General features: G+C 58.5%; 26 protein-coding genes. 7 read left to right on the forward strand and 19 right to left on the reverse strand.

Annotated elements, in window-relative coordinates; translation table 11 throughout:
- The first annotated feature begins 48 nt into the window (after nucleotides 1-48).
- Nucleotides 49-252 (forward strand): hypothetical protein, encoded by a 204-nt coding sequence (locus ACUUL3_RS15355; RefSeq protein ID WP_000131871.1) that lies wholly within the window; start codon nucleotides 49-51, stop codon nucleotides 250-252.
- Nucleotides 253-288: 36 nt separating this feature from the next.
- Here the strand turns inward: ACUUL3_RS15355 and ACUUL3_RS15360 are convergent, their stop codons facing one another.
- The 13 genes from ACUUL3_RS15360 to ACUUL3_RS15420 all read right to left on the reverse strand — a co-directional run bounded on the left by ACUUL3_RS15360 (nucleotide 289) and on the right by ACUUL3_RS15420 (nucleotide 12,454).
- The gene (locus tag ACUUL3_RS15360; protein WP_000211355.1) at nucleotides 289-513 is read right to left on the reverse strand and encodes a type I toxin-antitoxin system ptaRNA1 family toxin; all 225 of its coding nucleotides are present in this window, start codon (nucleotides 511-513) and stop codon (nucleotides 289-291) included.
- Nucleotides 514-576: 63 nt separating this feature from the next.
- The gene (locus ACUUL3_RS15365) at nucleotides 577-825 is read right to left on the reverse strand and encodes a hypothetical protein (RefSeq protein ID WP_000213809.1); all 249 of its coding nucleotides are present in this window, start codon (nucleotides 823-825) and stop codon (nucleotides 577-579) included.
- 4 nt (nucleotides 826-829) lie between these two features.
- A complete protein-coding gene (trbL, locus tag ACUUL3_RS15370; RefSeq protein WP_001405816.1) occupies nucleotides 830-2,257 on the reverse strand; it encodes a P-type conjugative transfer protein TrbL in 1,428 nt (475 codons plus the stop codon).
- Between the two features lie 10 nt (nucleotides 2,258-2,267).
- Nucleotides 2,268-2,504, reverse strand: a complete 237-nt coding sequence (gene trbK, locus ACUUL3_RS15375) for an entry exclusion lipoprotein TrbK (RefSeq protein ID WP_000718002.1) — start codon at nucleotides 2,502-2,504, stop codon at nucleotides 2,268-2,270.
- 12 nt (nucleotides 2,505-2,516) lie between these two features.
- Nucleotides 2,517-3,296: a P-type conjugative transfer protein TrbJ gene (gene trbJ / locus ACUUL3_RS15380; RefSeq protein WP_000836966.1), complete on the reverse strand. Its 780-nt coding sequence runs from the start codon at nucleotides 3,294-3,296 to the stop codon at nucleotides 2,517-2,519.
- Between the two features lie 140 nt (nucleotides 3,297-3,436).
- Nucleotides 3,437-3,625 carry a FitA-like ribbon-helix-helix domain-containing protein gene (locus ACUUL3_RS15385; RefSeq protein WP_000024442.1) on the reverse strand — a complete coding sequence of 63 codons (189 nt, stop codon included), beginning with the start codon at nucleotides 3,623-3,625 and terminating at the stop codon, nucleotides 3,437-3,439.
- 1,032 nt (nucleotides 3,626-4,657) lie between these two features.
- Nucleotides 4,658-5,539: a replication protein C, IncQ-type gene (gene repC / locus ACUUL3_RS15390; RefSeq protein ID WP_000743064.1), complete on the reverse strand. Its 882-nt coding sequence runs from the start codon at nucleotides 5,537-5,539 to the stop codon at nucleotides 4,658-4,660.
- Complete coding sequence (locus tag ACUUL3_RS15395; protein ID WP_001162384.1) at nucleotides 5,526-6,353, reverse strand: helicase RepA family protein; 828 nt, start codon at nucleotides 6,351-6,353, stop codon at nucleotides 5,526-5,528. The genes repC and ACUUL3_RS15395 overlap by 14 nt, the downstream gene beginning before the upstream one ends.
- Nucleotides 6,354-6,357: 4 nt before the next feature.
- On the reverse strand, nucleotides 6,358-6,579 hold the full coding sequence (locus ACUUL3_RS15400; protein WP_001179606.1) for a helix-turn-helix transcriptional regulator: 222 nt from the start codon (nucleotides 6,577-6,579) through the stop codon (nucleotides 6,358-6,360).
- 147 nt (nucleotides 6,580-6,726) lie between these two features.
- Nucleotides 6,727-7,929 carry a tyrosine-type recombinase/integrase gene (locus ACUUL3_RS15405; RefSeq protein ID WP_000954590.1) on the reverse strand — a complete coding sequence of 401 codons (1,203 nt, stop codon included), beginning with the start codon at nucleotides 7,927-7,929 and terminating at the stop codon, nucleotides 6,727-6,729.
- A gap of 304 nt (nucleotides 7,930-8,233) precedes the next feature.
- Nucleotides 8,234-9,805 (reverse strand): glutamine-hydrolyzing GMP synthase, encoded by a 1,572-nt coding sequence (gene guaA / locus ACUUL3_RS15410; protein ID WP_448552829.1) that lies wholly within the window; start codon nucleotides 9,803-9,805, stop codon nucleotides 8,234-8,236.
- Between the two features lie 61 nt (nucleotides 9,806-9,866).
- Nucleotides 9,867-11,327, reverse strand: a complete 1,461-nt coding sequence (guaB, locus tag ACUUL3_RS15415) for an IMP dehydrogenase (protein ID WP_448552831.1) — start codon at nucleotides 11,325-11,327, stop codon at nucleotides 9,867-9,869.
- A gap of 173 nt (nucleotides 11,328-11,500) precedes the next feature.
- Complete coding sequence (locus ACUUL3_RS15420) at nucleotides 11,501-12,454, reverse strand: Ppx/GppA phosphatase family protein (RefSeq protein ID WP_448552833.1); 954 nt, start codon at nucleotides 12,452-12,454, stop codon at nucleotides 11,501-11,503.
- Nucleotides 12,455-12,562: 108 nt separating this feature from the next.
- Here ACUUL3_RS15420 and ACUUL3_RS15425 point away from each other — a divergent pair, with 108 nt between their 5' ends.
- Nucleotides 12,563-13,171, forward strand: a complete 609-nt coding sequence (locus ACUUL3_RS15425) for an L-threonylcarbamoyladenylate synthase (RefSeq protein WP_448552835.1) — start codon at nucleotides 12,563-12,565, stop codon at nucleotides 13,169-13,171.
- A gap of 63 nt (nucleotides 13,172-13,234) precedes the next feature.
- Here ACUUL3_RS15425 and ACUUL3_RS15430 read toward each other — a convergent pair whose 3' ends face one another.
- The 6 genes from ACUUL3_RS15430 to ACUUL3_RS15455 all read right to left on the reverse strand — a co-directional run bounded on the left by ACUUL3_RS15430 (nucleotide 13,235) and on the right by ACUUL3_RS15455 (nucleotide 18,476).
- Nucleotides 13,235-13,522, reverse strand: a complete 288-nt coding sequence (locus tag ACUUL3_RS15430; RefSeq protein ID WP_448552837.1) for an HU family DNA-binding protein — start codon at nucleotides 13,520-13,522, stop codon at nucleotides 13,235-13,237.
- A gap of 15 nt (nucleotides 13,523-13,537) precedes the next feature.
- On the reverse strand, nucleotides 13,538-14,458 hold the full coding sequence (gene sppA, locus ACUUL3_RS15435) for a signal peptide peptidase SppA (protein ID WP_448552839.1): 921 nt from the start codon (nucleotides 14,456-14,458) through the stop codon (nucleotides 13,538-13,540).
- A 30-nt stretch (nucleotides 14,459-14,488) separates the two neighbouring features.
- Nucleotides 14,489-16,138, reverse strand: coding sequence for a 30S ribosomal protein S1 (locus ACUUL3_RS15440; protein ID WP_448552841.1), 1,650 nt, complete (start codon nucleotides 16,136-16,138; stop codon nucleotides 14,489-14,491).
- Between the two features lie 372 nt (nucleotides 16,139-16,510).
- The gene (locus tag ACUUL3_RS15445; protein ID WP_448552843.1) at nucleotides 16,511-17,449 is read right to left on the reverse strand and encodes a diguanylate cyclase domain-containing protein; all 939 of its coding nucleotides are present in this window, start codon (nucleotides 17,447-17,449) and stop codon (nucleotides 16,511-16,513) included.
- The gene (locus ACUUL3_RS15450) at nucleotides 17,415-17,846 is read right to left on the reverse strand and encodes an NUDIX domain-containing protein (protein WP_448552845.1); all 432 of its coding nucleotides are present in this window, start codon (nucleotides 17,844-17,846) and stop codon (nucleotides 17,415-17,417) included. The genes ACUUL3_RS15445 and ACUUL3_RS15450 overlap by 35 nt, the downstream gene beginning before the upstream one ends.
- Before the next feature lie 42 nt (nucleotides 17,847-17,888).
- Nucleotides 17,889-18,476 carry a 5' nucleotidase, NT5C type gene (locus tag ACUUL3_RS15455; RefSeq protein WP_448552847.1) on the reverse strand — a complete coding sequence of 196 codons (588 nt, stop codon included), beginning with the start codon at nucleotides 18,474-18,476 and terminating at the stop codon, nucleotides 17,889-17,891.
- Nucleotides 18,477-18,714: 238 nt separating this feature from the next.
- On the opposite strand from ACUUL3_RS15455, the gene ACUUL3_RS15460 reads away from it, so the two are divergent.
- From ACUUL3_RS15460 to ACUUL3_RS15480, 5 genes are all read left to right on the forward strand, one after another.
- A complete protein-coding gene (locus ACUUL3_RS15460; protein WP_448552848.1) occupies nucleotides 18,715-19,692 on the forward strand; it encodes an NAD(P)H-dependent flavin oxidoreductase in 978 nt (325 codons plus the stop codon).
- A gap of 41 nt (nucleotides 19,693-19,733) precedes the next feature.
- Entirely contained in the window at nucleotides 19,734-21,053 is a 1,320-nt protein-coding gene (pcnB, locus tag ACUUL3_RS15465; protein ID WP_448552850.1) for a polynucleotide adenylyltransferase PcnB, read from the forward strand.
- An 83-nt stretch (nucleotides 21,054-21,136) separates the two neighbouring features.
- Nucleotides 21,137-22,060: a biotin synthase BioB gene (bioB, locus tag ACUUL3_RS15470; RefSeq protein WP_448552851.1), complete on the forward strand. Its 924-nt coding sequence runs from the start codon at nucleotides 21,137-21,139 to the stop codon at nucleotides 22,058-22,060.
- Nucleotides 22,048-23,211 (forward strand): 8-amino-7-oxononanoate synthase, encoded by a 1,164-nt coding sequence (gene bioF, locus ACUUL3_RS15475; protein WP_448552853.1) that lies wholly within the window; start codon nucleotides 22,048-22,050, stop codon nucleotides 23,209-23,211. Before bioB ends, bioF begins: the two co-directional genes overlap by 13 nt.
- Nucleotides 23,212-23,296: 85 nt before the next feature.
- Nucleotides 23,297-23,611, forward strand: a complete 315-nt coding sequence (locus ACUUL3_RS15480; protein WP_448552855.1) for a hypothetical protein — start codon at nucleotides 23,297-23,299, stop codon at nucleotides 23,609-23,611.
- Nucleotides 23,612-23,755: the final 144 nt, after the last annotated feature.

Raw genomic sequence — 23,755 nt, forward strand, 5'->3', positions numbered from 1 at the left:
GATCACTGACCTGGAACACCTAGTATCCATGCTTGCTGAGGTCGCCCGATGACAGACCCAAAGAACCTAGAGAACAGGCTGCATGAGAAGGCCGACCCGGCCCGCGCCGTTTCCACTGGTCGGGTGCGCTACACACTGGCCGAACTACTGGCCGACGCGGAAGCATCCGGGGCTTACCCGCTGCCGCCGGAGGAACGCGAATGGATGGATGCGCCGTCTGTGGGTCGGGAATGGCCAAACAGTGAAGATTGAAAAAGGCGGCCAGTTCGAGTGGCCGCCCTTTCGTCATTAGCTGCACGCTTGGCGCAAGGCGTTCATTGCTTCTTGAAAATCAGCCTGTGTCGCCCGGCCCGTTTCAGCTTGGTAGTACACCACCATAAAAGCATTAGCGACGGCTTCGGCCAATGGCCCAAGGCTCCGCGCTTCCGCTTGGTTGATGTACTCCAAAGAAGAAAGAATAGCCGCTGCTTGATGCACTGCTTGCCCTGGTTCGATAATATGTTGTGTTGTCATAATTCACCTCTCCAGTAGGTGTTGATTGAAAGTGCCGGGCTGGTTGTGGCCAGCCCGGTGCGCCTACAGGTACAGCCCCGCCGCCTCCGCGAATGCTGACCGCTCATTCCTGCCGCCATTAACCTCAATACTTATCGGCTTAGTTTCGCTCTCTCTCATAGGGTCTGGCCGTGATACAAAAGCGGCTGTTTCTGTCTCTGCATCGACCTCGGTCGATTGATCACCCAGCGGCGAAATAAATACCTGGCTGACTTCTTCCCTTGGCGCTTCATCCAGGGCCGCCAATGCGGCCATGTATGTTGATGTCGTCATCGTGCTAACTCCTGACTTCGTTACTATCTGGGCCAGAATCGGCGCCCAAGCTATTGCCCTCGAACTGGCCAGATTGGCTTGCTTCTTTCGGCTCCATGCTTTCGCGTATCGAAGCAGCCAGTTTTCCGCCTGTGGTTTCGCTCACTCGCTCCTGGAATCCCTGCTTCACTTGAGAGCCGACACCCTTGGCTAACTCGGAGGCCGTGCCTGTGGCCAGCTTCGCGGCCTTGGCAAAGCCGCCACCGCTTGAGCTACTGCCGCTGTCACCAAAGCCAGCCGCTTGGGCGAATGGGCTACTGCCAGCAGTACCCGCTTCACCACCACCGTTTCCGCCACTGCTGACAACTGACCCCATGCTGGACATGTCACCGCCGGTTTCCATACTCGCTGATGCTTTCTGAAAAGCCGCTTGGAGTGCACTTGCACCTCCGGCTGCACCGGCTGCGGCACCCATAACCGCTTTACCTGCCAGGGCAGCGCCGCCAGTTGCCATACTGGCCGCCGTCACCGCCGCCCCAACTGCCGCACCCGCACCGAAGTTTCCAATTCCACCGGCTGCGCCAATACCACCACCAGACACAAGACCAGAAATCATCGGCGGAACTTTGTTGACCAAGAAAAGCAAGATGACCGATATAACCAACATCACGGCCAGTTCCTGGGATGCCATGTTCTCGCTGATTTGCGTGTAGTAGTGATTGATGAACTCTTTGCCAATCGCAACCAGAAGCACCATTGCCATAAGCTGTGCGGCCAGGCCCAGCACGGTCTTGTAGTAATTGATCGCCATGTCGGAAGTCCAACGACTTCCACCAAAGCCAAGGAAGAACACACCGGCATACAACAGAATCCAGGCTGATGCGAGCAACAGCAACAGGTTGACCGCAATCAACGCCAGGACAAACAAAACAGCCAGGGCCATTAGCTCCATGACCAGAGCAGTTGCCATCTGCCGCCATCCCAGCTCCGAGGTGGCCTGTACTGTGCGGTTGTATAACTCGAAACCAAGATCAAGGATGCTGGAGGGCCCAAGATTGCTATTGGAAAGTCCCCCCGCCTGCGCGCCCAGAGTTTGCAATGACTGAACAATCGTACCGGCGATATTCATGCCCTGGTTCGCATTCGTCAGCAACCACCAGAAAAAGCCGGTGAAGATCGTGAAGCGAACGAACTCCGCGAAGAACTCGCCAATGTCGGCCTTGCGCAAAGCCATCATGCCGAATGTCCAGACCATCGAAATCACAACCAGCGTCCAGAACAAACGCGATGCAGCGGACTCAATAGCTGGCCCCCATGTTGCGGCAGCATCATGAAAACGCTTGAGCACATCATTCATAACACCGCTGCTACTTAGCTCCTGCGCCATTGCAGGTTCAGCCAGCACCATTGTGGCGACCATCATCAAGCCACCTAGAGCAATTTTCTTTCTCATGGCGACCACCTCAATAATCATCTTTAGGGCTGGGCTTGAACTCCCACTGACGCATCTGCTTGGCCTTCTGGAATGCTCTGCATTCCTCGGTAAAGGCCTCTCGGTTCGCTTCGCTGCGCATTTCATTCAGTGCTGCCTGGAACGCATCGGGGGCACACGTCGCCGCATTTGGTTCGGGCATCCTTTCCTGTTCACATCCAGCCAACAACAGCAACGTAGCCGCGGTAGTAAAAAAGATTTTTTTCATCTCACCGCCTCCCTAGTAGTTGTCTGCCGGACTCGGGCGAAACGTCCAGGTACGCATTTGCTCGGCCCTGGCATCACCTCGCGCCTCGGCATCGAGTTCTGCTGCAATCCGGGCTGCCTCCGCGTTGTGTTGGGCGGTCAACATGGTGCGAATCTGCAAGAGCTGATTGGCCTGCTGGCTGGCGAGCTGGTTGGCGTAGCCGATGGCCTGTAGCTGGCCAGTTGCACCCTGGGCCGCGCCTTGCAGCCGCTCCAGGGTACGGGCGTCATCCTTCAAAGCCTTTTGCTGGTCGGCAACGGTCTGGAACAGGGCATCGTTGGCCTTCTTTTGCGACTCTGACGCCAGGCGGCGGTTCTCTTCCATCGCTGCCTTTTCGGCCGGCGTGCATCCGCCGCTGCCGTTGAAGCATGGCGAGCTGCGGTAATAGGCCACGTCCTGAAACTTGGCCAGGTAACGATCCAGGCTGCCTAGCTGGTTCTCGTAATAGGCCAGCGTGTTTTGCGCGGCAATCAGCCGGTTGATCGTAGTCTGCGCCTGATCCCAGATATACGCGGCTGGGGCCATCGTGTTCTGGAGCTGATTTTCGTACTGCTGCAACTGGGTCTGGTACTGCTCAATCTGCTTGAGCGTCTGCGCCACCGACTCGATGGCCGTCATGATGTTCTGGGCCAGGTTGCCGCCGTCGATGACGGGGATACCAGCTTGCACAGGGGCGGTGGTAGTGGTGATAAAGCCGGTTGCGAGTGCAACGGCTAGAGCGGTTTTTTTAGCCGCTAAAATTTTGGACTTCATGGTCGTACTCCGTCGATGAAAAGAAGGCATTGCCTTGACCAAGCGTTGTGCTTGTTCTCGGCAACGTTTCATCGAAGAGCTACGCCACTAGCTGATCGGTATTGCCCTTGGCGCTGAGGCCCGGACTTACAAACGTAAAACTACTCTGTTTTTTTATCGCTTTCGGACAAGCCAACTTCCCGGCCAATCTCTTCAAGCTCTAGCGGCTGTACTGCCGCCGTCAGTATTTCGCGTATTTCCGCGTCGGTGCTCCTATCGTTGAGCGCTGCTCGAACTTTCAACGCACGGTGCACCTCGGCGGGTAAATTCCTGATAAGCACATTTGCCATATCAATACCCTTTTGGTGTACCCGACAACCATGCTATCAAAGATATTAAAAATAGCAAGACCTATACTCTTGCAACCGGCGGTAGCCGATCAGCCCCGCAGGGCAGGATTCCCGTTGAGTGCCCCCGGCGCGAATAAGGGACAGTGAAGATAGATAACCGGCTTGCCGGTTAGCTAACTTCACCCATCCTGCCCGCATTTCACCCACTATTGAAAATCTAGCGCATATCGAACGTAAAGCGTTTTATCGTCAAACAAACACCGATTCTTGGCAACATAACCGTAATCGTCACCAAATCGGCCTGCAATCGACATAGTCGCTTCAAAATCGCTGCTCAATCGGCTTTAAATCGGAACCTAAAATGCCAACAATCGACACAAACCATTCGCCCCGATGGGGCGAGTTGGACGCCAAAAAAGAAGGGCATAACCCGCCCCTCAAGTGTCAATGAACACAAGAAATTTGCCTCCCCTCCCGTCATACCACTAAGGCGACGTATTGATACTTGAGGGGCAACCTTTCCTGATGTTGACACCTTCACGCAGGTTACTGGTTATGGGCGTCCAACACACACGGCTCATTCCTGCTTGGTAATAATAAGAATAATAATCTTCTTATTATTCTTACCGAACGAATGGGCACTGCTTAGCCATTTCACGTTTCGAGCCAAGGTTTCAGTACAGATAACTACAAGTGCACACAGCGGCCCTCCAGCACCGTTAGACGCAGATTCTGCTTCAGCTCATGGAATAAGGGACTCCGGGTTGTTTTCCCCTCTCACAAGGCGTTTCAGCGGCCACTGAAGCCGCCTTCTCTTCTTGGCGTTAAACCATCGGCCTATGGCCGATTGATAAAGCCCGCCAGGGCTTTATTGGCAAGGTCAGAACGCGCCCTCAAGGCGCGAGCTGCACCGCGCATGATGGATTATCTTTAGATAATCTTGGATGGATTTCCCAAACTGCCCGCAAAGCAGCGCACCGTCTGGGTTTTCCAAATTGGGACGGGGAACGTTACGACGGCAGAAGGGGAGCGTTACGACGGTAACAAGGGAACGTTACGACGGTAAACGGGTGCAGTTGCCGTGGGGCCAGGCCTCTTGATCTCCCATTTTCCCTTGGCGTATTCGTTCACTACCCAACCCACGGCGGCAAGTTCGGCCAGTGCCTTCCGGGCAGTCTGACGGCGTTTTTTCATAGCTTCGGCATTGGCTTCATCTGGCCAGACATAGCCGCAAAGCGTGTCCAGTTCCACGCGCCCGGATTTGCCGGGGTCGATCCAGCCGCATAGCCGTTGGTGCATCAGCCGTGCCGGATCAGTCTGTAGCACCCGCACTTCCGCCATGTCGATACGGGCATATGGACGATGCCCCAGGATCGCTTCGGCAATACGCGGATTCAGGGCAACCCATAGCCTGCCGTCCGTCTCGTCAAAAGCATGACTCATCAGGTGGAACGCGGCTTGCCGCCGTCCCTTCGTCACAAGGATGGTGACGTTCGACATGCGCAGCAGGCTGGCTTTGAGCGCCTTGATGTTGTCGCCGCTATCCGTCATGCCCGTTTCTGAGAGCAGTTTGGTCAGGCTCTCACGAACCACCAAGCCGTCTTGCTCAATGGCTTCGAAACGGGGTTCAAGGAATAGCCGTAGCTGTCGCCCCGTCTCACTGGTCGGTTCCGGGGTTAGCAAGATGCCGTTCGGGCCGCCAAGGGCCACGATGCCTTGCAAAAGACGCATATCATCGGCCCCGAGAGGTTCGAATCCGACGAAACGCATGGATTCGTCCTCGCCAAAGGTGTAGGTCACGTCCAGCTTGCAGCGTTTGCGATCGCCACGCTTGAGGCTGCGGAACAGGCCAGGTGCCAAACAGTGCGCGGGATCATGTCGGACGTGGGTCAGGTCATGCTTAGGCTTCTTCACGCTGTCTCCTTTTCACCTTGCACTGCCGCTCCAGTACAGCAGGCTTCAACACGCCGCCGTCGTGCCGTCTAAACCAGAGTTCTTGAAAAGGTGCGCCATAGTTGGCCTTGCTGACGCCAAAGCGGACAAAATACCCACGCTGACAATCATCGACCCCCAGTATCTCGGCCTCGCCTTGCGTCATGCCGGATAGGTACGATTGCCAACGGATGTTATCAACCAGTACGGACGATCCACGACTGGCCTGCTGTTGATCGCCCGACCCCATCATGGCTGCGCTTTTACTCGCGTGGTGCAGAAACACAATGGAGCAGCCTGTATCAGCGGCTATGGCCTCCATGTGCCCAACAACCTGCGCCATCGGCCCGCTAGCGTTCTCCTCCTCAATGTGGAAGCGCCGCAAAGTGTCCAAGATCATCAAGCGACGACCTTCAGCGGCTCGTTTGAGAGCATCGAACCAGCTAGCAGCCATGATGTTTGGGCATTTACCGATCAAGGGTTCAATGAGCAAACCATCAGCCACGGCTTGCCGTTCCGCTGCGCTGAGGTGTGCCCCAAGGGCGTGCAGACGATGGTGAATAGCGGCCGGTGGATCTTCAGCAGGCAGATAGACCACTTGCCCGGTGGGAAACTCGCCTATTTCAAGTAAATCAGGCCCGCCTGCAATCTGTGCAGCCAATTGAAGGGCCAACATGGATTTACCAGCCCCACCAGGCGACACAAGAGCACCAACAGTGCCAGCAACCATATTAGGCAGAACATAATCAATGGGTGGCGGCAATTCCGTGAAAGCCGCCATAAGATCAAGAGCCATATAACTAGCCCTCTATAGGGCCAGGTCGCGCAGCTTGATCACCCGATGATTTACGTGCCTCAATCCACTCTTCGACCTCTGACAAATCCCAGGCGACATTTCTACTGGTTAACGCGATACGGCGTGGAAAATCCCCTCGCTGCTCCAGGTTATAAATTGTTCGTGTCGAAAGCGGGATCATCTCCAGGAGCTTCTTCCTGTTGATGAGGGTCTTTATATTTTGCATGGGTCAATACCTCTCAAATGAATAGTTGCTATTCATCGAGTAGCTGCGCGAAGCAGCTAATCGGTAATTGACCTGCCCGATGCCAATGGCGGCCTTATTTATAAATTCACGGCATCAACTTCAATGCTATCAAAGATAGCAAAAACATCAACCCTTACTGCCTCCCGAAGTCCACTCATCAATCATATCGGCCCAATCCTGCAACATCGCCGCCCGCTGCTCGCGGTACTCAGCCTTGTTGTAGACAGCCCTCACGCCCTTCTGCTCGTGCGCCAGGCACTTCTCGATCCAGTCGGTGTTGTAGCCGGCCTCATGCAACAGCGTGCTGGCTGTGCGCCGCAAATCATGCGGTCCGAACTTGGTAAGTGACTTCCCATCTTTCTGCGCCGCCTTGTAAGTCAGCGTCAGCACCTGGTTAAGTGTGGCAGCGCTCATCGGCGCATCCGAGTCGTACCGTGATGGCAAAACGAAGTCGGAACCACCGGCAAAGGTTTTCATGGCAATGAAAATATCCAGAGCCTGCTGGGACAGAAATACCAGGTGCGGGTTACGGCGTTTCATCCGCTCCTTTGGAATCGTCCACAACGCTTCGCTGAAATTGATCTCGCTCCAGGTCGCATTGGTCAGCTCGCTCTTGCGCACCATCGTCAGCAATAACAGCTTGGCCGCCGCACGGTTTGTTGGGCTTGTGCCCACTCGCTCCATGTACTGGTACATCAGCCCAATTTCTTCTGGCGTCAACGCTCGGTCACGTGGCTCGAATCGAGCGATGCTTGTTGGGCGCACCAGTTCTGCCGGGTTTTCGACCTTCTGCCCACGCTCGATGGCCCAGCGAAATACCTGCAACACGATTTCACGCACATGAACGGCGGTGGCCGGTGCGCCTCGCTCAACAATGGCATCAGCCAGCGCCCGCAAGTCTTCGTGGGTGATCTCCACCAGCTTCTGATTGCTGAATTTCGGCTTCAGCTCACGCTCATAAACCGAGCGGCGCATATCGCGGGTGGAGTCGGCCATCTGGTAGCCACGCAGCCACTTCTCCGCCCAGGCACCGAACGTCTCTGCATCTTTCACCCGCGCCTTGTCTCGGGCTTTCTCCTTGGCCGGCGACTTGCCCGCCGCAACCATCTTCTTGGCGTCACCCAACAGCTCGCGGGCTTCGGCCAGGGTGATGCCACCGACACCATAACGCCCAAAGGTGATGGTCTCCTGCCGACCGTTGATTGAGTAGTTGTAACGGAACGAGATGGAGCCGGCTGGAGTCACTGCCACATAGAGACCTTCCCGGTCATTCACTTTGTAGAGTTTGTCCCTGGGCTTGAGATTGCGCAGCTTGGTATCGGTCAGCATGTACCTTGTCCTTCTTCGTCTCCGATACCATGCTGAAAAAATCTCGAATTTATCGTATTTTTTCTTACGAAACAGTAACTTATAGAATATTAATACCATGAACACACAAAAGAACGCAGCATGGTATCGGCATCAATCATGGCATCGCCAAACCATAATACCAGCTTTAATGCCATGCTCAAACGGTGCTTGGCGCTTCCTCCCGTTGCCAGATCGTGCCAAACACAAACAAAAAAAAGCCCGCAATTACGCGGGCTTAGCGGCATTTCATGCCATCAGGTGCCTGGCTGTGCCAGACGCGGAATCATTCCCACTCGATGGTGCCCGGCGGCTTGCCGGTCACGTCATAGACCACCCGGGAGATGCCCCGCACCTCGTTGGCAATCCGGCGGGAGACGTGGTCGAGAAACTCATAGGGAAGATGCGCCCAGCGGGCGGTCATGAAATCCACGGTTTCCACGGCGCGAAGGGCGACGACATGGGCATACTGCCGATTGTCGCCGATGACGCCCACCGATTTCACCGGCAGAAAGACGGTGAATGCCTGGGAGACCTTGTCGTAGAGTTCGTGTTTCCGCAGCTCGGCAATGAAGATGTCATCGGCCAGCCGCAGTGTATCGGCATAATCCTTGCGCACCTCGCCGAGGATGCGCACGCCCAGGCCAGGCCCGGGAAAGGGGTGCCGGTAGACCATCTCGTAGGGCAGGCCGAGTTCGACGCCGATCTTGCGCACCTCGTCCTTGAAAAGTTCCCGCAACGGCTCCACCAGGCCCAGCTTCATGTGCTCCGGAAGCCCGCCCACGTTGTGATGGCTCTTGATGACCTTGGCCTTGCCGGTCTTGGCGCCGGCGGATTCGATGACATCGGGGTAGATGGTGCCCTGGGCCAGCCATTTGACGTTGGTCAGCTTTTCCGCTTCCTGTTCAAAGACGTCGATGAAGGTGTTGCCGATGATCTTGCGCTTCTGCTCTGGATCTTCCACTCCCGTGAGGCGGGAGAGGAACTGCCCTTCCGCGTCCACGCGCAGCACCTTCACGCCCATGTGCTTGGCAAAGGTGGTCATGACCTGATCGCCCTCGTTGAGGCGAAGCAGGCCGTTGTCGACAAAGACGCAGGTGAGCTGGGGACCGATGGCCCGGTGCAGCAGGGCGGCGACCACCGAGGAGTCGACCCCGCCGGAAAGGCCCAAAAGCACCTCGTCTGTCCCCACCTGCGCCCGGATATGGCTGATGGCGTCGCTGATGATGTTGCTCGGGGTCCAGAGGCGGCCGCAGCCGCAGATTTCGTGGACAAAGCGTTCGATGATCCGCTGGCCCTGGCGGGTATGGGTCACTTCGGGATGAAACTGCAGGCCGTAAAAATGGCGGCTCTCATCCCCCATGCCGGCCAAGGGGGCGTTGCCGGTTTCGCAGATGACCTGAAAGCCGGGCGGCAGCCTGTTTACCCGGTCACCATGGCTCATCCATACATCGAGGAGGCCGAAGCCATCGGGGCTGGCGTGGTCTTCGATGTCGGCAAGCAGCCGTGAGTGGTTCCGCGCCCGCACCTGGGCATAGCCGTATTCCCGGTGGCTGGCCGCTTCCACTTCGCCGCCGAGCTGGGCGGCCATGGTCTGCATGCCGTAGCAGATGCCGAGAACCGGCACGCCGAGGGAGAAGACGATCTCGGCCGCCCGCGGCGTCTGGGCTTCATGTACCGACTGGGGGCCGCCGGAGAGGATGATGCCGTGCGGAGCAAAGGCACGGATCGCCTCCGGGTCGAGATCCCAGGGAAAGAGTTCACAGTAAACCCCGGCCTCCCGTACCCGGCGGGCGATGAGCTGGGTGTACTGGGAGCCGAAATCAAGGATGAGGATCTTTTCGCTATGGATATTCATTGGCTGGACCTGTGGTAATGCGGAATGAACAATTCTTCGCTCGTAATTCGTAATTGCCTCTTCACCCAAGACGGTAGTTCGGGGCTTCCTTGGTGATGATCACGTCGTGGACGTGGCTTTCCTTGAGGCCGGCCGCGGTGATCTTCACGAAGCGCGCTTTCCGGCGCAGCTCTTCGATGGTGGCGGCGCCCAGGTAGCCCATGCCGGAACGCAGACCGCCCATGAGCTGGTAGATCATATCGGAGAGCGGGCCACGGTAAGGGACCTTGCCCTCGATTCCTTCGGGCACGAATTTGGCCTGGCTTTCCACGTTTTCCTGGAAATAGCGGTCGCTGCTCCCCTTTTTCATGGCGCCGAGCGAACCCATGCCCCGGTAGCCCTTGTAGGTGCGGCCTTGATAGAGGAAGGTCTCGCCGGGGGATTCGTCGGTGCCGGCAAAGAGGCTGCCGATCATGACCGAACGAGCGCCGATACCGATGGCCTTGGTGATCTCGCCGGAATACTTGATGCCGCCGTCGGCAATGACCGGAATCCCATGTTTCTCCGCGGCCATGGCGCAATTGTAGATCGCGGACATCTGCGGCACACCCACGCCGGCGACAACCCGGGTGGTGCAGATGGAGCCGGGGCCAACCCCGACCTTGACGCAATCCGCGCCGGCCTTGATCAGCGCCTCGGCGCCCTCGGCGGTGGCCACGTTGCCGGCAATGATCTGCAGCGCCGGAAAGGCGTCCTTGATCCGGGACAGGGCGTTGAGGATATTCCGCGAATGGCCATGCGCGGAATCAAGGACCACCACGTCCACTCCAACCTTGATCAACTGCTCCACATGCGCAAGGGAGCTGTTGACGCCGATGGCGGCGCCGACCCGCAGGCGGCCGAGATCATCCTTGGCCGCGGAAGGGTATTTTTTGACCTTTTCGATATCCTTGATGGTGATCAGGCCCTGGAGATTGCCGTCGTCATCCACCACCAGCAGCTTTTCGATCCGGTGTTCGTGGAGAAGTGCCTTGGAATGCTCCAGGGTGATGCCCACCTTGGCGGTGACCAGATTCTTGCTGGTCATCACGTCGCGGACCAGAAGGTTTTCGTCGGAAACAAACCTGAGGTCGCGGTTGGTGACAATGCCGACCAGCTTTTTGCCGCTCAGGACCGGTACGCCGGAGATCCGGTACCCGCGCATGATCTCGTTGACTTCGCGCACAGTCTGGTCTTGGTTTACCGTGATCGGGTCAATGATCATGCCCGATTCGGATTTCTTTACCTTCTGCACCTCGCGAACCTGCTCTTCCACGCTCATGTTTTTGTGGATGATGCCGATGCCGCCTTCCCGGGCCATGGTGATGGCGGCCCGGTGTTCGGTCACCGTATCCATGGCCGCGCTGACCAGAGGGATGTTCAGGGTGATGGTTTTGGTCAACTGGGTGGCCAGACTCGCCTCGTTGGGAAGAATTTCGGAGGCGGCTGGCACCAGAAGCAGATCGTCAAAGGTATAGGCATGTTCGATTTTATCTAGCAACATCAAGGACTCCCTGGCAAAAGTTGGGGATAAAACGTTTCCGGCGCCGGGCAGGCCCATGGCCGGCCGCGTGAAGCGCCCCGAGAACCGTTTGATTTTTCACTATAAAAAACTTCCGGCACCGAGGTCAATGGCGAGTTGCAGGAGAACGACCTCTGGACCCAGTTTTCTCCCGGTCAAAAACCGCTCAGCGGGCCGGCGCGCGCCAGCCCGCTGAGCAGGATGCCTTCCAGCAGTCCGGCATCGCTGACCATGAGTTCCCTGCTCTTCAGCAAGCGCATCAGCTCCTGGCAGATCAGGGTGCCGGCCATGATGATTTCTCCCCGGCCCTGCGCCAGGCCGGGCAGGGCGTTGCGCTCCTTCGGCGGCAGGCTGGCCAGGCTCTTGGCCAGCGCCTCAAGGCGAGAAAGCGGCAAGGCATAATTCTGGACCAGCCGCGCATCGTACTTGTCCAGGACAAGGGCCAGGGCGGCGAGACTGGTGGCGGTGCCGCCGCAGCCCAAAAAAGAGGGGCAGCCGGCCAGGGCCGCGGCGGGAAAATTTTTCAGCCCCTCCTGTAGCGCCTCCCTGATTCCGGCACCCATGGCAGGAAGATCATCGCCGAACTCTTCGGTGAGCGCGACGGCGCCAAGGGGAAGGCTCACGGCCAGGGGCCGGGCGCCGGGGGATTCCTGCCAGATAAGTTCCGAGCTGCCACCGCCCACATCGGAGAGAAACAGCGGATAGCGGGCCAGTTCCCCCATGGCGGAAGCGACTCCGTCCAGGCTCAGGGCCGCCTCTTCCCCGCCGCTGATCACCTCCACCGCCTGGCCCAGGATCTCCGCGGCTCTGGCGAGGAATTCCTCCTGGTTTTTCGCGCGTCGGAGCGCGTGGGTGCCGCAGGCGCGGAGAGAGAGCGGGGCATGCTCGGCAAGGGTGCCGGCAAAGACGGCGAGCGTCTCTTCGCCGCGCAGGCAGGCGGCCCGGGAAAGCATGCCGGTTTTGCCGAGCCCTTCGCCGAGGCGGACGGTGACCAGCGCCTTGTGGAGGGGCATAAGGCCTTTTCCGGTTATCTGGGCGATGAGAAGGCGAAAACTGTTGGTGCCCAGATCGATGCCCGCCGCGGTGGTCATGCTTTGCCGTTGCCTCATCCAGGTGAATCCATTACAATAATAACAAATTCCCGCCCTTTTTCCCGGCAGGCATGGGGGGCGGCACTTCCCGTGGCCAGAATTATCCTATCTTTACAGAGAACCGAGATGCTGCTTGAAATCAATCCAGACAATCCGCAACCCCGGCTGATCCAGCAGGCCGCGGCAGCCCTGCGCAAGGGCGCGGTCATCTGCTATCCCACCGATACCGTGTACGGCATCGGCTGCGACATCTTCAACCAGAAAGCCATCCGCCGGATCTATCAAATAAAAAAGAGGCCGGCACACCAGCCTTTCAGCTTCATGTGCTCGAGCCTCAAAAACGTCAGCACCTATTGCCATGTCTCCAACGCCGGCTACAGGATCATGAAGAAGGATCTGCCCGGACCTTACACCTTTATCCTCCAGGCGGCCAAGCTGGTGCCGAAGATCATGATCACCAAGCAGAAGACCGTGGGCATCCGGGTGCCGGCCAACAATATCTGTCTTGCCCTGGTCGAGGCGTTGGGCAATCCCATCGTCAATACCAGCGTCATCCTGAACCCGGACGAGCCACCCATCACCCGGGCCTTTGAGATCGAAGAACGGATCGGCCGGCTGGTGGACATCATCATCGATGGCGGCTCCATTTATCCAGAGCCTTCTTCCGTGGTCTCGCTGCTCAACGATCCGCCGGAGATTCTCCGGCAGGGCAAGGGCGATACCTCGCATTTTTAAAAAAAGAGGCGTCGGCCCTTTGCTTCTCCTTTTCCAGGGAAAAAAGAGAAGAGGCGCGGATGGTCATTTTCCGTTCTGAATGAGCGCGTCCTTGAGCGATTTGCTCATGGTGAAGTGCAGATTCTTGCGGGACGGAATCTCCATCACCTTGCCGGTGCGGGGGTTCTTGGTGGTGCGGGCCTTGCGCGGCCGCACGGAAAAGCTGCCGAATCCCCGGATCTCAACCCGCCGATCCTCGGCCAGCGCCTCGACAATGGTGTCCAGCATGATATCAATGGCCTGGCTCACATCTTTTTTCAGGTAGCCGTCCATTTCGTCGGCCACGGCATTAACCAAATCGCGTTTCAACATCGTCCCCTAAGACTCCTATCGCAAAGTCCCGGTCCATTCATAGGCGAGGGCCGGGCCAGACACAGCGGTCTGTTGTAACAAAGATTGACTTTTCTTGCCGGTCATCAATCGCAGCAGGGAGAAATCCTCCTCCTCGGGATAGATGAGCTGCGGCATTCCTTCTTCCTTCAGGCCGGCCAGTCTGGCCGCCAGCATCACCGCGTCGGTGAAGTTGCCGAGCTGGTCGACGAGGCCATATTCCTTGGCCTGCTGCCCGGAAAAAATCCGGCCATCGGCGATTTTGCGGACCTCCTCTTCGGACACCGACCTGCTTTCCACGGCGGCCTGCACGAACTGGCCGTGCACGACGTCGATCAGGCCTTGGAGCATCTGCCGCTCCTCCTCGGTCATGGGCCGGGAGGAAGAACCGATGTCCTTGAGCCTGCCGCTTTTTACCACCTCGCTCTTGTAGCCGATCTTCTCAAACAGGCCTTCCAGGTTGGCAAATTTGAAGATCACCCCCATGCTGCCGGTCAAGGTGCCGGCATTGGCCACGACCTTTGCCGCGCCCAAAGAGACATAGAGTCCGCCCGAGGCGGCGACCGAGCCCATGGATGCCACCACCGGCTTGGTTTCGTTGGTGCGGCGGACCTCTTCGTAAATCTCCTGGGAGGCGCCCACCGTGCCGCCCGGGCTGTCGACCCGCAGGACAATGGCTTTCACCTTGGCGTCATCGCGGAAAGTGATCAGGTTGCCGATGATCTCTTCCGATTCGACAATGACGCCCTTGATGTCGATGACGCCGATGCCTTCCTTGCTGAAGATCTCGGCCTGGCTCGGGCGGGTGAGGCTGGAAACAAAAAAGGTTATTCCGCCCCAGAAGAACAGCATGATGGCGCCCAGGACCAACAACCCTGTGAACACCGGATGCCTTTGGCGGAATAACCTTTCTGACATGACAGACTCAAGTTGAAAAAAGTTTACCGGCTACTCCTGGGCCTTATTGTCCATCTCTTCCTTCAGGAGGTCGCCGATGGTGGAAGGACCGCTCTTGGCCTGCTTCTGCTTGTACTCCTCGTAGGAGCCTTCCCCGGAATCATCGGTGAGGGCCTTGATGGAGAGACCGATTTTGCGGTCTTTGGCGGAAACATTGATCACTTTTGCCTCAAGGCTGTCCCCGACATTGTACATGCCCACCGGGGTGGTAACCTTGTCCTTGCTGATCTCGGAGACATGCACCAGGCCTTCGATACCCTCTTCAACCTCTACGAAGATGCCGAATTCGGTGACATTGGTGATCTTGCCCTGCACGGTGGAGCCAACCGGATACTTCTCGATGGCGGCCTGCCAGGGATCGGGTTCGAGCTGTTTGACGCCCAGGGAGAACCGTTCGTTTTCACGGTCGATCTTGAGCACCACCGCCTGGATGGTTTCGCCCTTGCTGTACTTCTCGGACGGATGTTTGATGCGCTCGGTCCAGGAAAGATCGGAAACATGGATCAGGCCGTCGATGCCTTCTTCGATGCCGATGAAGACGCCGAAGTCGGTGATGTTCTTGATCTTGCCTTCGATGATGGAGCCCACGGGGTAGTTCTCGCTGACCAGATCCCAGGGGTTGGGCTGCAGCTGCTTCATGCCCAGGGAAATCCGCTTGGCATCCACGTCGATATTGAGAATGACCACTTCCACCGCGTCACCGACGCTGACGATCTTGGAGGGATGGCGGGTCTTTTTGGACCAGGACATCTCGGAAACATGGATGAGGCCTTCAACGCCTTCCTCAAGCTCGGCAAAGACACCGTAATCGGTGATGCTCACCACCTTGCCCTTGGTCTTGGCGCTGATGGGGTAACGGTCCTGCACGGTTGCCCAGGGATCGTCCTTGAGCTGCTTGACGCCCAGGGAAACCTTGTCGTTGTCGCGGTCGTACTTGAGAACCTTGACCTGGATCTCCTCGCCGACCTTGAAGAGCTTGGAGGGGTGGGAAACCCGGCCCCAGGAGAGGTCGGTGATGTGGCAGAGGCCGTCCATGCCGCCCAGATCGATGAAGATACCGTAGTCGGTGATGTTGGTAATGGTGCCGGTAACCACCTGGCCCTCGATGAGGTTGGACTGCATTTCTTCGCGCAGCTTCTTGCGCTCGTCCTCGAGAATCGCCCGACGGGAGATCACCACGTTGTTGCGCTTGCGATTGTATTTGAGAACCTTGAACTCAAAGGTCTGGCCGATGAGGCTGTCCAGATCCTTGACAGGGCGGAGATCGATCTGCGAGTAGGGCAGGAAGGCCGGAACGCCGATGTCGACGGAAAGTCCGCCCTTGACCCGGTTGTCGATGCGGCCGGAAATGGTGCCGTCCGCTTCCTGGATCTTGGCGATGTCTTCCCAGACCTTGATGCCGACGGCTTTCTCGCGGGAGAGTTTCAGGCCGCCCTCGGCCTCGCGCTTCTCCACGAACACGTCAAAGATGTCGCCTACCTTGACCTCGATTTCACCGTTTTCGTTCTTGAACTCGGAACAGTGGATCTCACTTTCCGACTTGTCGCCAATGTCAATCACGACATAATCGTTGGAAATGGCGATAACATTGCCGGGCACTACTTCGCCCACCTCCGCCACCTTGAGGCTTTCCTCAAACATCTGAGCAAAGCTCATTTCACCTGCATCGACACTGGACTTTGTTTTGGTTGTAGTTGTGCTTTTTGCCATGAAAACAATCCTCCTTTGATAGATCGGGGTTATATACCAGAGAAATTGCGCAAATACAAACCTTTTATGCAGCCGGTTTGCATGGGGGATTGTCGCCGTCGCGGGGATCTGCCGGAGCAGTTGTTTCGTAACGTCCTGAAACAGAAAGAATTTTCTCTGATGCGCTCCGGAGGCTGGGCAGGAGAAAAAAGGGGTATTGTTTGTTAAGGGTGTACGCGTTCAGCAGGATACGGAACAGGGCAGGGGGGATTTTTCGGAAAAATGGCGGCACGGCGTTGCCTGCCGACGGGGATGACGGCCGGGTCAGTCGAGGGCCGGCACCGAAGAGTCGGAAGCCACCCGGTTGCCGCCCTGGCTTTTGCTCGCGTAGAGGGCCTTGTCCGCCCTGGCGACAAAATCGGCGATATCCTCGGGCCAGGACCGGCCAGGGTGCCGGACAAACTGGGCCAGGCCGACGCTGAGGCTGGTGGAGGCATACTGTTCCTGCTGGCGGTAGCGGTCAAGGATGCGCGCGGCGATCTGTCCGGCCTGCTCAATGGTGGTGTAGGGGATGATGACCGCGAATTCATCGCCGCCGAAACGGAAACACCAATCCACGTTTTCCCTGGTGCAGTGCATGAGAATCCGGCCGATTTCCTGCAGGGCCCGATCGCCGGCCTGGTGGCCATACTGATCGTTGTACTCCTTGAAACGGTCCACATCGATCAGGGCGAGGAAGACGGGGTAGCCCTGCCGGTGGGCGCGGGGGATCTCCTCTTCCAGTTTCATCTCGAAGCAGCGCCGGTTGAAGAGGTCGGTGAGCACGTCGGACATGGAGAGGTGTTCGAGTTTTCTGATCAGCCGCTGCTCCCGGATCACCCGGCTCAGTTTGGCCTCAAGCTCATCGACGTTGAAGGGCTTGGAGAGGAAGTCGCTGGCTCCGGCCCGGATGACCTCGGTATAGGTGTAGGCATCTGTGTAGCCGGTAATGACGATGACCTCAAGCTGCGGGTACTCGGTCTTGATATGTTTGAGCAGCTGCATGCCGTCGCAGCGCGGCATGGTCATGTCGGTGATGACGATGGTGAATTCTCCCTCCTTGAGCTTCTCCATGGCCACCTGGCCGTCGCAGGCCGTATCGTAGCCGTAGCCGAAGGCCTGCATGGAAACCTTCAGCATCTCGAGGATGAAGGGATCGTCGTCCACCAGGAGGACGCGGGTGCTCACGTCAGTCGGATGTTCGGTTTGCCGTAAAATAGTCATTCAGTATCTTTTTGTGGTCAAAGGCCAGGGCCGGCAAGGTCTGTTCGGTGAATATCTTTGCCTCGCCGGCATCGTCGCCGGCCCGGGGCGTTCCGGTGGCGGTGGCGATGAAAACCGTGCTCACCGTGTGGAGGCGGGGGTCGCGGCTGGGGTCCGAGTAGGTGTGGAACTGGCGAAGCTGTTGCACGGCCAGGCCCGTTTCCTCCAGGGCTTCTCGGGCGGCGGCCTGCTCCAGGGTTTCGCCGTAATCGACAAAACCACCGGGCAATGCCCAGCCTGGCGGCGGATTTTTTCTTTTGATCAGCACGATCCCGCCGTTTGTTTCGATTATTATATCCACAGTCGGCACAGGATTTCTATACGGATTTATCTCCTGACCACATTTGTCGCAGCGCATGTTTTTGTTCTCCTCGTTGACGGGCACGAATTTTCGGCGTTTTCAGGGCAGGCGGAATTCGGCGAAGCAGAGGCTGCGGATCCCGAGCCAGCTTTCCACTTCGGGCAGCGCATGTTTGCCACGGTTCCAGGGCTGCCGGAAGACAATGGGGGAAATCCCCTCTTCGCGGGAGAGCTGCAGGCAGGTCTGGGCCCGGTCATCCACGAAAACGCCAAGACCCATTTCCCGGATATGTTCGGCCTTCGTGTCATGCTCGCCGGTGGCGATCAGGCGCACCCGCCCGTAAACCTGGGGACCCAGTTCCTGTTTCAGCCAGCGGGCGATGGGTTTTTTCCGGGGCCGCGCGGTGATGAAGGTGAGCGGCGCATGCCGGGAAAATTCGCTGAGCACCTTTCGGGCATCGGGCATCATCGTGAGGCTGCAGGCAATGGGTTCTTCCATGAGGCGGCCGAATATTTCGCCAATGGCCTTCGGGTCCATCGCCAGGCAATCCTCCACCTGGAATTCGGTGATCTCCTCGGGGTGCACGGTGGTGTCGTAGTCGTGCTTGGCGATGCGGATGAAGGCCTCCATGGTGTCGGCGACAACGCCGTCGATGTCAAAACCGATCAGGCCGGGATGGATGCGCATGGCGGTTCCCCCACAGGGCGGAGATATTAATGTTGCATAATTGGCTGAAAATCGGTTACACCTTGGCCCCACACAATTTCCGGTGGTAACTGTAATACGGAATCGGGAAAAGGGCAAAAGATCTCCGCTTCTCCCTAAAAAGACGTACTTTTCCGGCCGGGAAGGTTTTCTTGACAAAAAAAAAGAAAAAAAGCATAGTAGCTATTTCGATTTTCATTCAAATGGAGCACAAGAGAGCATGAAGCTACCTCCCCTCAAGATCGGCCGGTTCACGGCCCCGGTGCCTCTCGTTCAGGGCGGCATGTCCATTCGGGTTTCCACCTCCGCTCTGGCCGTTCCCGTTGCCGAATGCGGCGGTATCGGCACCATTGGCGGCTCGGCCATCCCGGTGGAGGAACTGCAGGCGGATATCCGGAAGGCCAAAGCCGCGACCAAGGGGATCATCGCGGTGAACATCATGTTCGCCATGAAAAATTTCTACAATCTGGTCATGGGTTCCATCGAGGCCGGGGTGGACATGATCGTCACCGGCGCCGGTTTTTCCCGGGATATTTTCAAGATCGGCAAGGACACCAATACCCCCATTGTTTCCATCGTCTCGTCGCCTTCCTTCGCCCAGCTTGCCGAAAAGCTTGGGGCCGCGGCCATCGTTGTCGAGGCCAAGGAGGCCGGCGGCCATCTTGGCACCGATGTGGCCCTGCGGGACCTGTTCCCGGAGATCCGCAAAGTGGTCAAGAAGGTGCCCCTCATCGCTGCGGGCGGCATCAGCAACGGCTTTGAAATGGCCGAAATGATGGACAAATACGGCGCCGACGGGGTGCAGATCGCCACCCGTTTCGTCCTCACCAGGGAATGCTCGGTTTCGGAAAATTTCAAGCAGGCCATGCTGCATGCCAATAAAGACGACATCGCCCTGATCAAGTCGCCGGTTGGGTTGCCGGGGCGCGCCATCAAGACACCCTTTGTCGAACAGCTCCTCAAGAAGGAGGCGCTCACCGCCAAGGACTGCAAGTACAAGTGTCTGAAAAAATGCGATCATGTCTATTGTATCAGCGAGAGGCTCATCAAGGCCTGCGAGGGCAATATAGAGGAAGGCCTGGTCTTTTCCGGGGAAAATGTTTTCAAGATCAAAGACATCCTCTCGGTCCGCGAGGTGTTCGATCAGTTTGTTTCCCAGGCTGAATCCATGTACAAGGAACCGTCTGCCGTTTATTAAGACGAGAGAGCGCCACATTGCACGCCAGCCCAGAGTCTGCCATGGGGCCCGCCCCAGACCTGCCGGAACCCCTGATAATTCCGCGTTCCGAGCATTCCATCTCCCGCAAGGATATTGATCGAGAGGCGCTCAAGGTCATGTATCGCCTGCGCGATGCCGGTTTTTCCGCCTATCTGGTCGGTGGGGCCGTCCGCGACCTGTATCTCGGCAAGACCCCCAAGGATTTCGACATCAGCACCAATGCGCGGCCAGGCCAGCTGCGCACCCTCTTTCGCAACAGCCGCATAATCGGCCGGCGCTTCCGGCTGGTGCAGGTTTTCTTCTTCGGCGGCAAGATCGTCGAGGTGTCCACCCTGCGCTGCCGCAGCGAGTATGACGATGAGGCCGAGGACGAGGTGCTGGCCCACAACAATTCCTTCGGTTCCGAGGCGGAAGACGCCTTCCGGCGCGACCTCACCATCAACGCCCTTTTTTACGAAATCGAAAACTTCACCATCATCGATTACACCGGTGGGGTGAGCGATCTCAACAACAGGATTGTCCGCATTGTCGGCGACCCGGAGCGTCGCATTGTCCGTGATCCGGTCCGGATCATGCGGGCCATCCGCCATGCGGCGAGAAGCGGCTTCACCATTGAGGAGCAGACCTGGCAGGCGATTCTCAAGCATCTCGACACCCTGAAGCTCTGCCCGGATTCCCGGGTGCGTGATGAGCTCTTCAAGGATCTCTACAGCGGCGCCACCGCCCCCTGGCTTGAACTGGCCCGCGCCTGCGGCCTTTTTTTCCTGCTCTTCCCCTTCTATGAGGGGGTGATCAGCAGGGAGGGCGAGGCGGCCGGCGAAGAGACCGAACGCCTGGTGCGGCTCTGCCGGGTGGTTGACCGGCTGCAGAAGGAAAAACCGCTGGCCGAACAGATCCTGCTCGCGGTGCTGATGCTGCCCTGGGCCCAGGCCAAATTTTCCCTGCTCAGCCTGGACCTCAAAGGCCAGGATGCCTTTGCTTTTTCCCGAAAGATGCGCAACCAGATCGACGCCGAACTGACCCATCTCAACGTCAAGCGCGCCTCCAAGGAGGCCATTGCCTCTCTTTTGGTCAATCTGCCTGTTTTTCTCCGTCAGGGCAAGGAAAAGGACTGGCCGGGCTGGCTCAGGAAAAAAAGCTATTTTGGCGACGGCCTGCTTTTTTACCGGATTTATCTGGAGGCGACCGGCGGACCTCTTGTCGAATCCCTGCCCGCCGCCGAGGCTCTGCCCGCGCCGGAAAAGACGAAGAGCCGGGGCAGGAAACGCCCCCACCGTCGGGGAAACCGTACTCCGTCGCTGGCACGGCGCAAGGGCTCGATTTTCGGCCTGAAGGGTTGAGACGCTTTGCCCTGGCGGGAGCCAAGGAGGCGGCCCGGCCCGCACCGATCATTTCCCCCTTTGAGGCGGTATTGTAAGCAAACATGCATCCCCTGCCCCCCGACATCGTCGCCCTTCAGGCGCTTCCGCTTTCCGAACTGATGCGGCGGGCGCTCGCCGTCAAGCTTGCCGAGCGGGGCAAGGCCTTTTCCTTTTGCAGCATCATCAACGCCAAGTCCGGCAAATGCAGCGAAGACTGCCGTTTTTGCGTGCAGTCCGCCCACTACCGCACCGATACGCCCGTCTACCCCTTGAAAAGCAGGGAGGAGATCCTGGCGGCCGCAGGCGAAGCCAAAAAAATCGGGGCCAGCCGCTTTTCCCTGGTCACCAGCGGCAGAGGCCTTTCCGGCAAGGATCTGGAGAAGGTCAAGGAAATCATCGCGGCAATCCGCTCCGAGGTGGGCATCAAGGTCTGCGCCTCCCTGGGGATTCTTGCGGAAAAGGATCTGCGCGAGCTGAAAGAGGCGGGGGTTTCCCGGTACCACCACAATTTGGAGACCTCGGCGGAATATTTTGCCAAGGTTTGCACCACCCACAGCTTCGCCGAGCGCCTTGATACCATCCATGCCTCCCATGCCGCTGGGCTCACGGTTTGCAGCGGCGGGATCTTCGGGTTGGGGGAGAGCGAGGACGACCGCCTCTCCATGGCCTTGAGCCTCAAGGAGTGCCGGGTGGAATCGGTGCCCCTCAACATCCTCATTCCCCTGCCGGGGACGCCTTTTGCCGGCAACGCGCCTCTGGGCCTGGCGGAGATCCTGCGGGCAATAGCCCTCTACCGCCTGATTCTGCCCGCGGTGCCCATCCGTCTCGCAGCCGGCCGGGAAACAGCGCTGGCCGATTTTTTGAGTTCCGCCTTCATGGCCGGGGCCGACGCCATGATGATCGGCGGCTACCTGACCCAGCGGGGCCGCGACCCGGAAGCGGATCGCCGGTTTGCCCGGGAGATGCAGCGGATATGGTCGATCTGACTGCCTGGCTTGCCGGGCAAAAGCGGAAGGGCGGCCTGCGCACCCTCCGTCCTCTCCTGCGCGACGAAGAAGGCCGGCTCATCCTGCTTGAGGAGAAGGCCGGCCCCCCTCTCAGTGATTTTTCCTCCAACGATTATCTGGGGCTGGCCCGCCATCCGGCCCTGGCCGCCGCCGCCCGTGAAGCGCTGGCCAGGTATGGTACCGGCTCTGGGGCTGCCCGTCTGATGAGCGGCGACCTTGCCATCCACCATGAACTGGAGGAGGCGGTGGCCCGCCTCAAGGGCAAGGAGGCCGCGCTCACCTTCGGCAGCGGCTACATGGCCAATGCCGGCATCATCTCTGCCCTGGTCGGCCGCAACGATGTCATCTTCTCCGACCGGCTGAACCACGCGTCCATCCATGACGGCTGTCGGCTTTCCGCGGCCAAACTCATCCGTTTCCGGCATAACGACATGGGGCATCTCGAGGAGTTGCTCAAGGAAAAGCGGGGCAGCGGCACCGCCCTGGTCGTGGCGGAATCCATCTACTCCATGGATGGTGATCGCTGTCCATTACCGGCCCTGGTGGAACTCAAGGAGCGCTACGACTGTCTGCTCATGGTGGACGAGGCCCATGCCACCGGCGTTTTCGGTGCCAATGGCGGCGGAGTGATCGAGGAGGAAGGGTTGAGCAGGAAAGTGGATCTGGCCATGGGAACTTTCGGCAAGGCCCTGGGCAGCTACGGCGCCTATGTGGCGGCCAGCCGGGAGATGGTCGAATATCTGGTCAACCGGGCCCGCAGCTTCATCTTTTCCACGGCCCTGCCGCCGGCAGTGGCGGCGGCATCCCTTGCCGCCGTGCGCCTTATCCAGGAGGAGCCCAACCTGAGGCATGAGCTGTGGGAAAAGATCGCCCTGTTCAAAGAGGCCTTGCGTTCCGGGGGGATGACCGCGGATCTGGGGCCATCCCAGATAATTCCCGTTGTCCTCGGCGAGAGCGGCACAGCGTTGGTCAAGGCGGAGAGACTTCGGGAAAGGGGTTTTTATGTAACCGCCGTTCGGCCGCCCACCGTGCCGGAAGGCAGCGCCCGTCTGCGGTTTTCCATCACCCGCGCCCATGGCCGGGAAGATCTGTTGGGCGCGGCAGCGGCCCTGCTGGCTCTATTGCCCTGAGACGAGTCTCGAGTATTGCGGAAGAAAAAAGAACTGGGGGGGGAACCCGGCAGGGAACCGGGCGACAGCCCGGCTCCCTGATGGGATGCTGCAATTACTGCTGCTGGCCGGCGGGAGCAGCCTGCTCAGCGGCGGGTGCAGCCTCTTCGGCGGCCGGGGCGGCCTGCTCAACAGCGGGAGCGGCCTCTTCGGCGGCCGGGGCAGCCTGCTCAACAACGGGAGCGGCCTGTTCGGCAGCGGGCGCAGCCTGCTCAACAGCGGGAGCGGCCTGTTCGGCCGGAGCAACAACAGCGGTCTCTTCTTTCTGTTTGCAGGCGAGCATGCCGGCAGCAAGTACGGCCATAAGGGCAAAAGCAACGATCTTCTTCATGTGGTTTTTCCTCAAATAAATAAGTTGTGATAAATAGGATTGCTGGCCCCGCAAGCAGCGCGGGCCAACGGTTGCCTCCTGGTAGCGCACGCAAGGGGCATGGCGTCCCGCGTGTTTTTCTCCCGCCGGGGTTATTCCCCATAAACAAGGAGATAAATCAGCGGGACTCTACCT

The organism is Thiovibrio sp. JS02 (assembly GCF_053485635.1).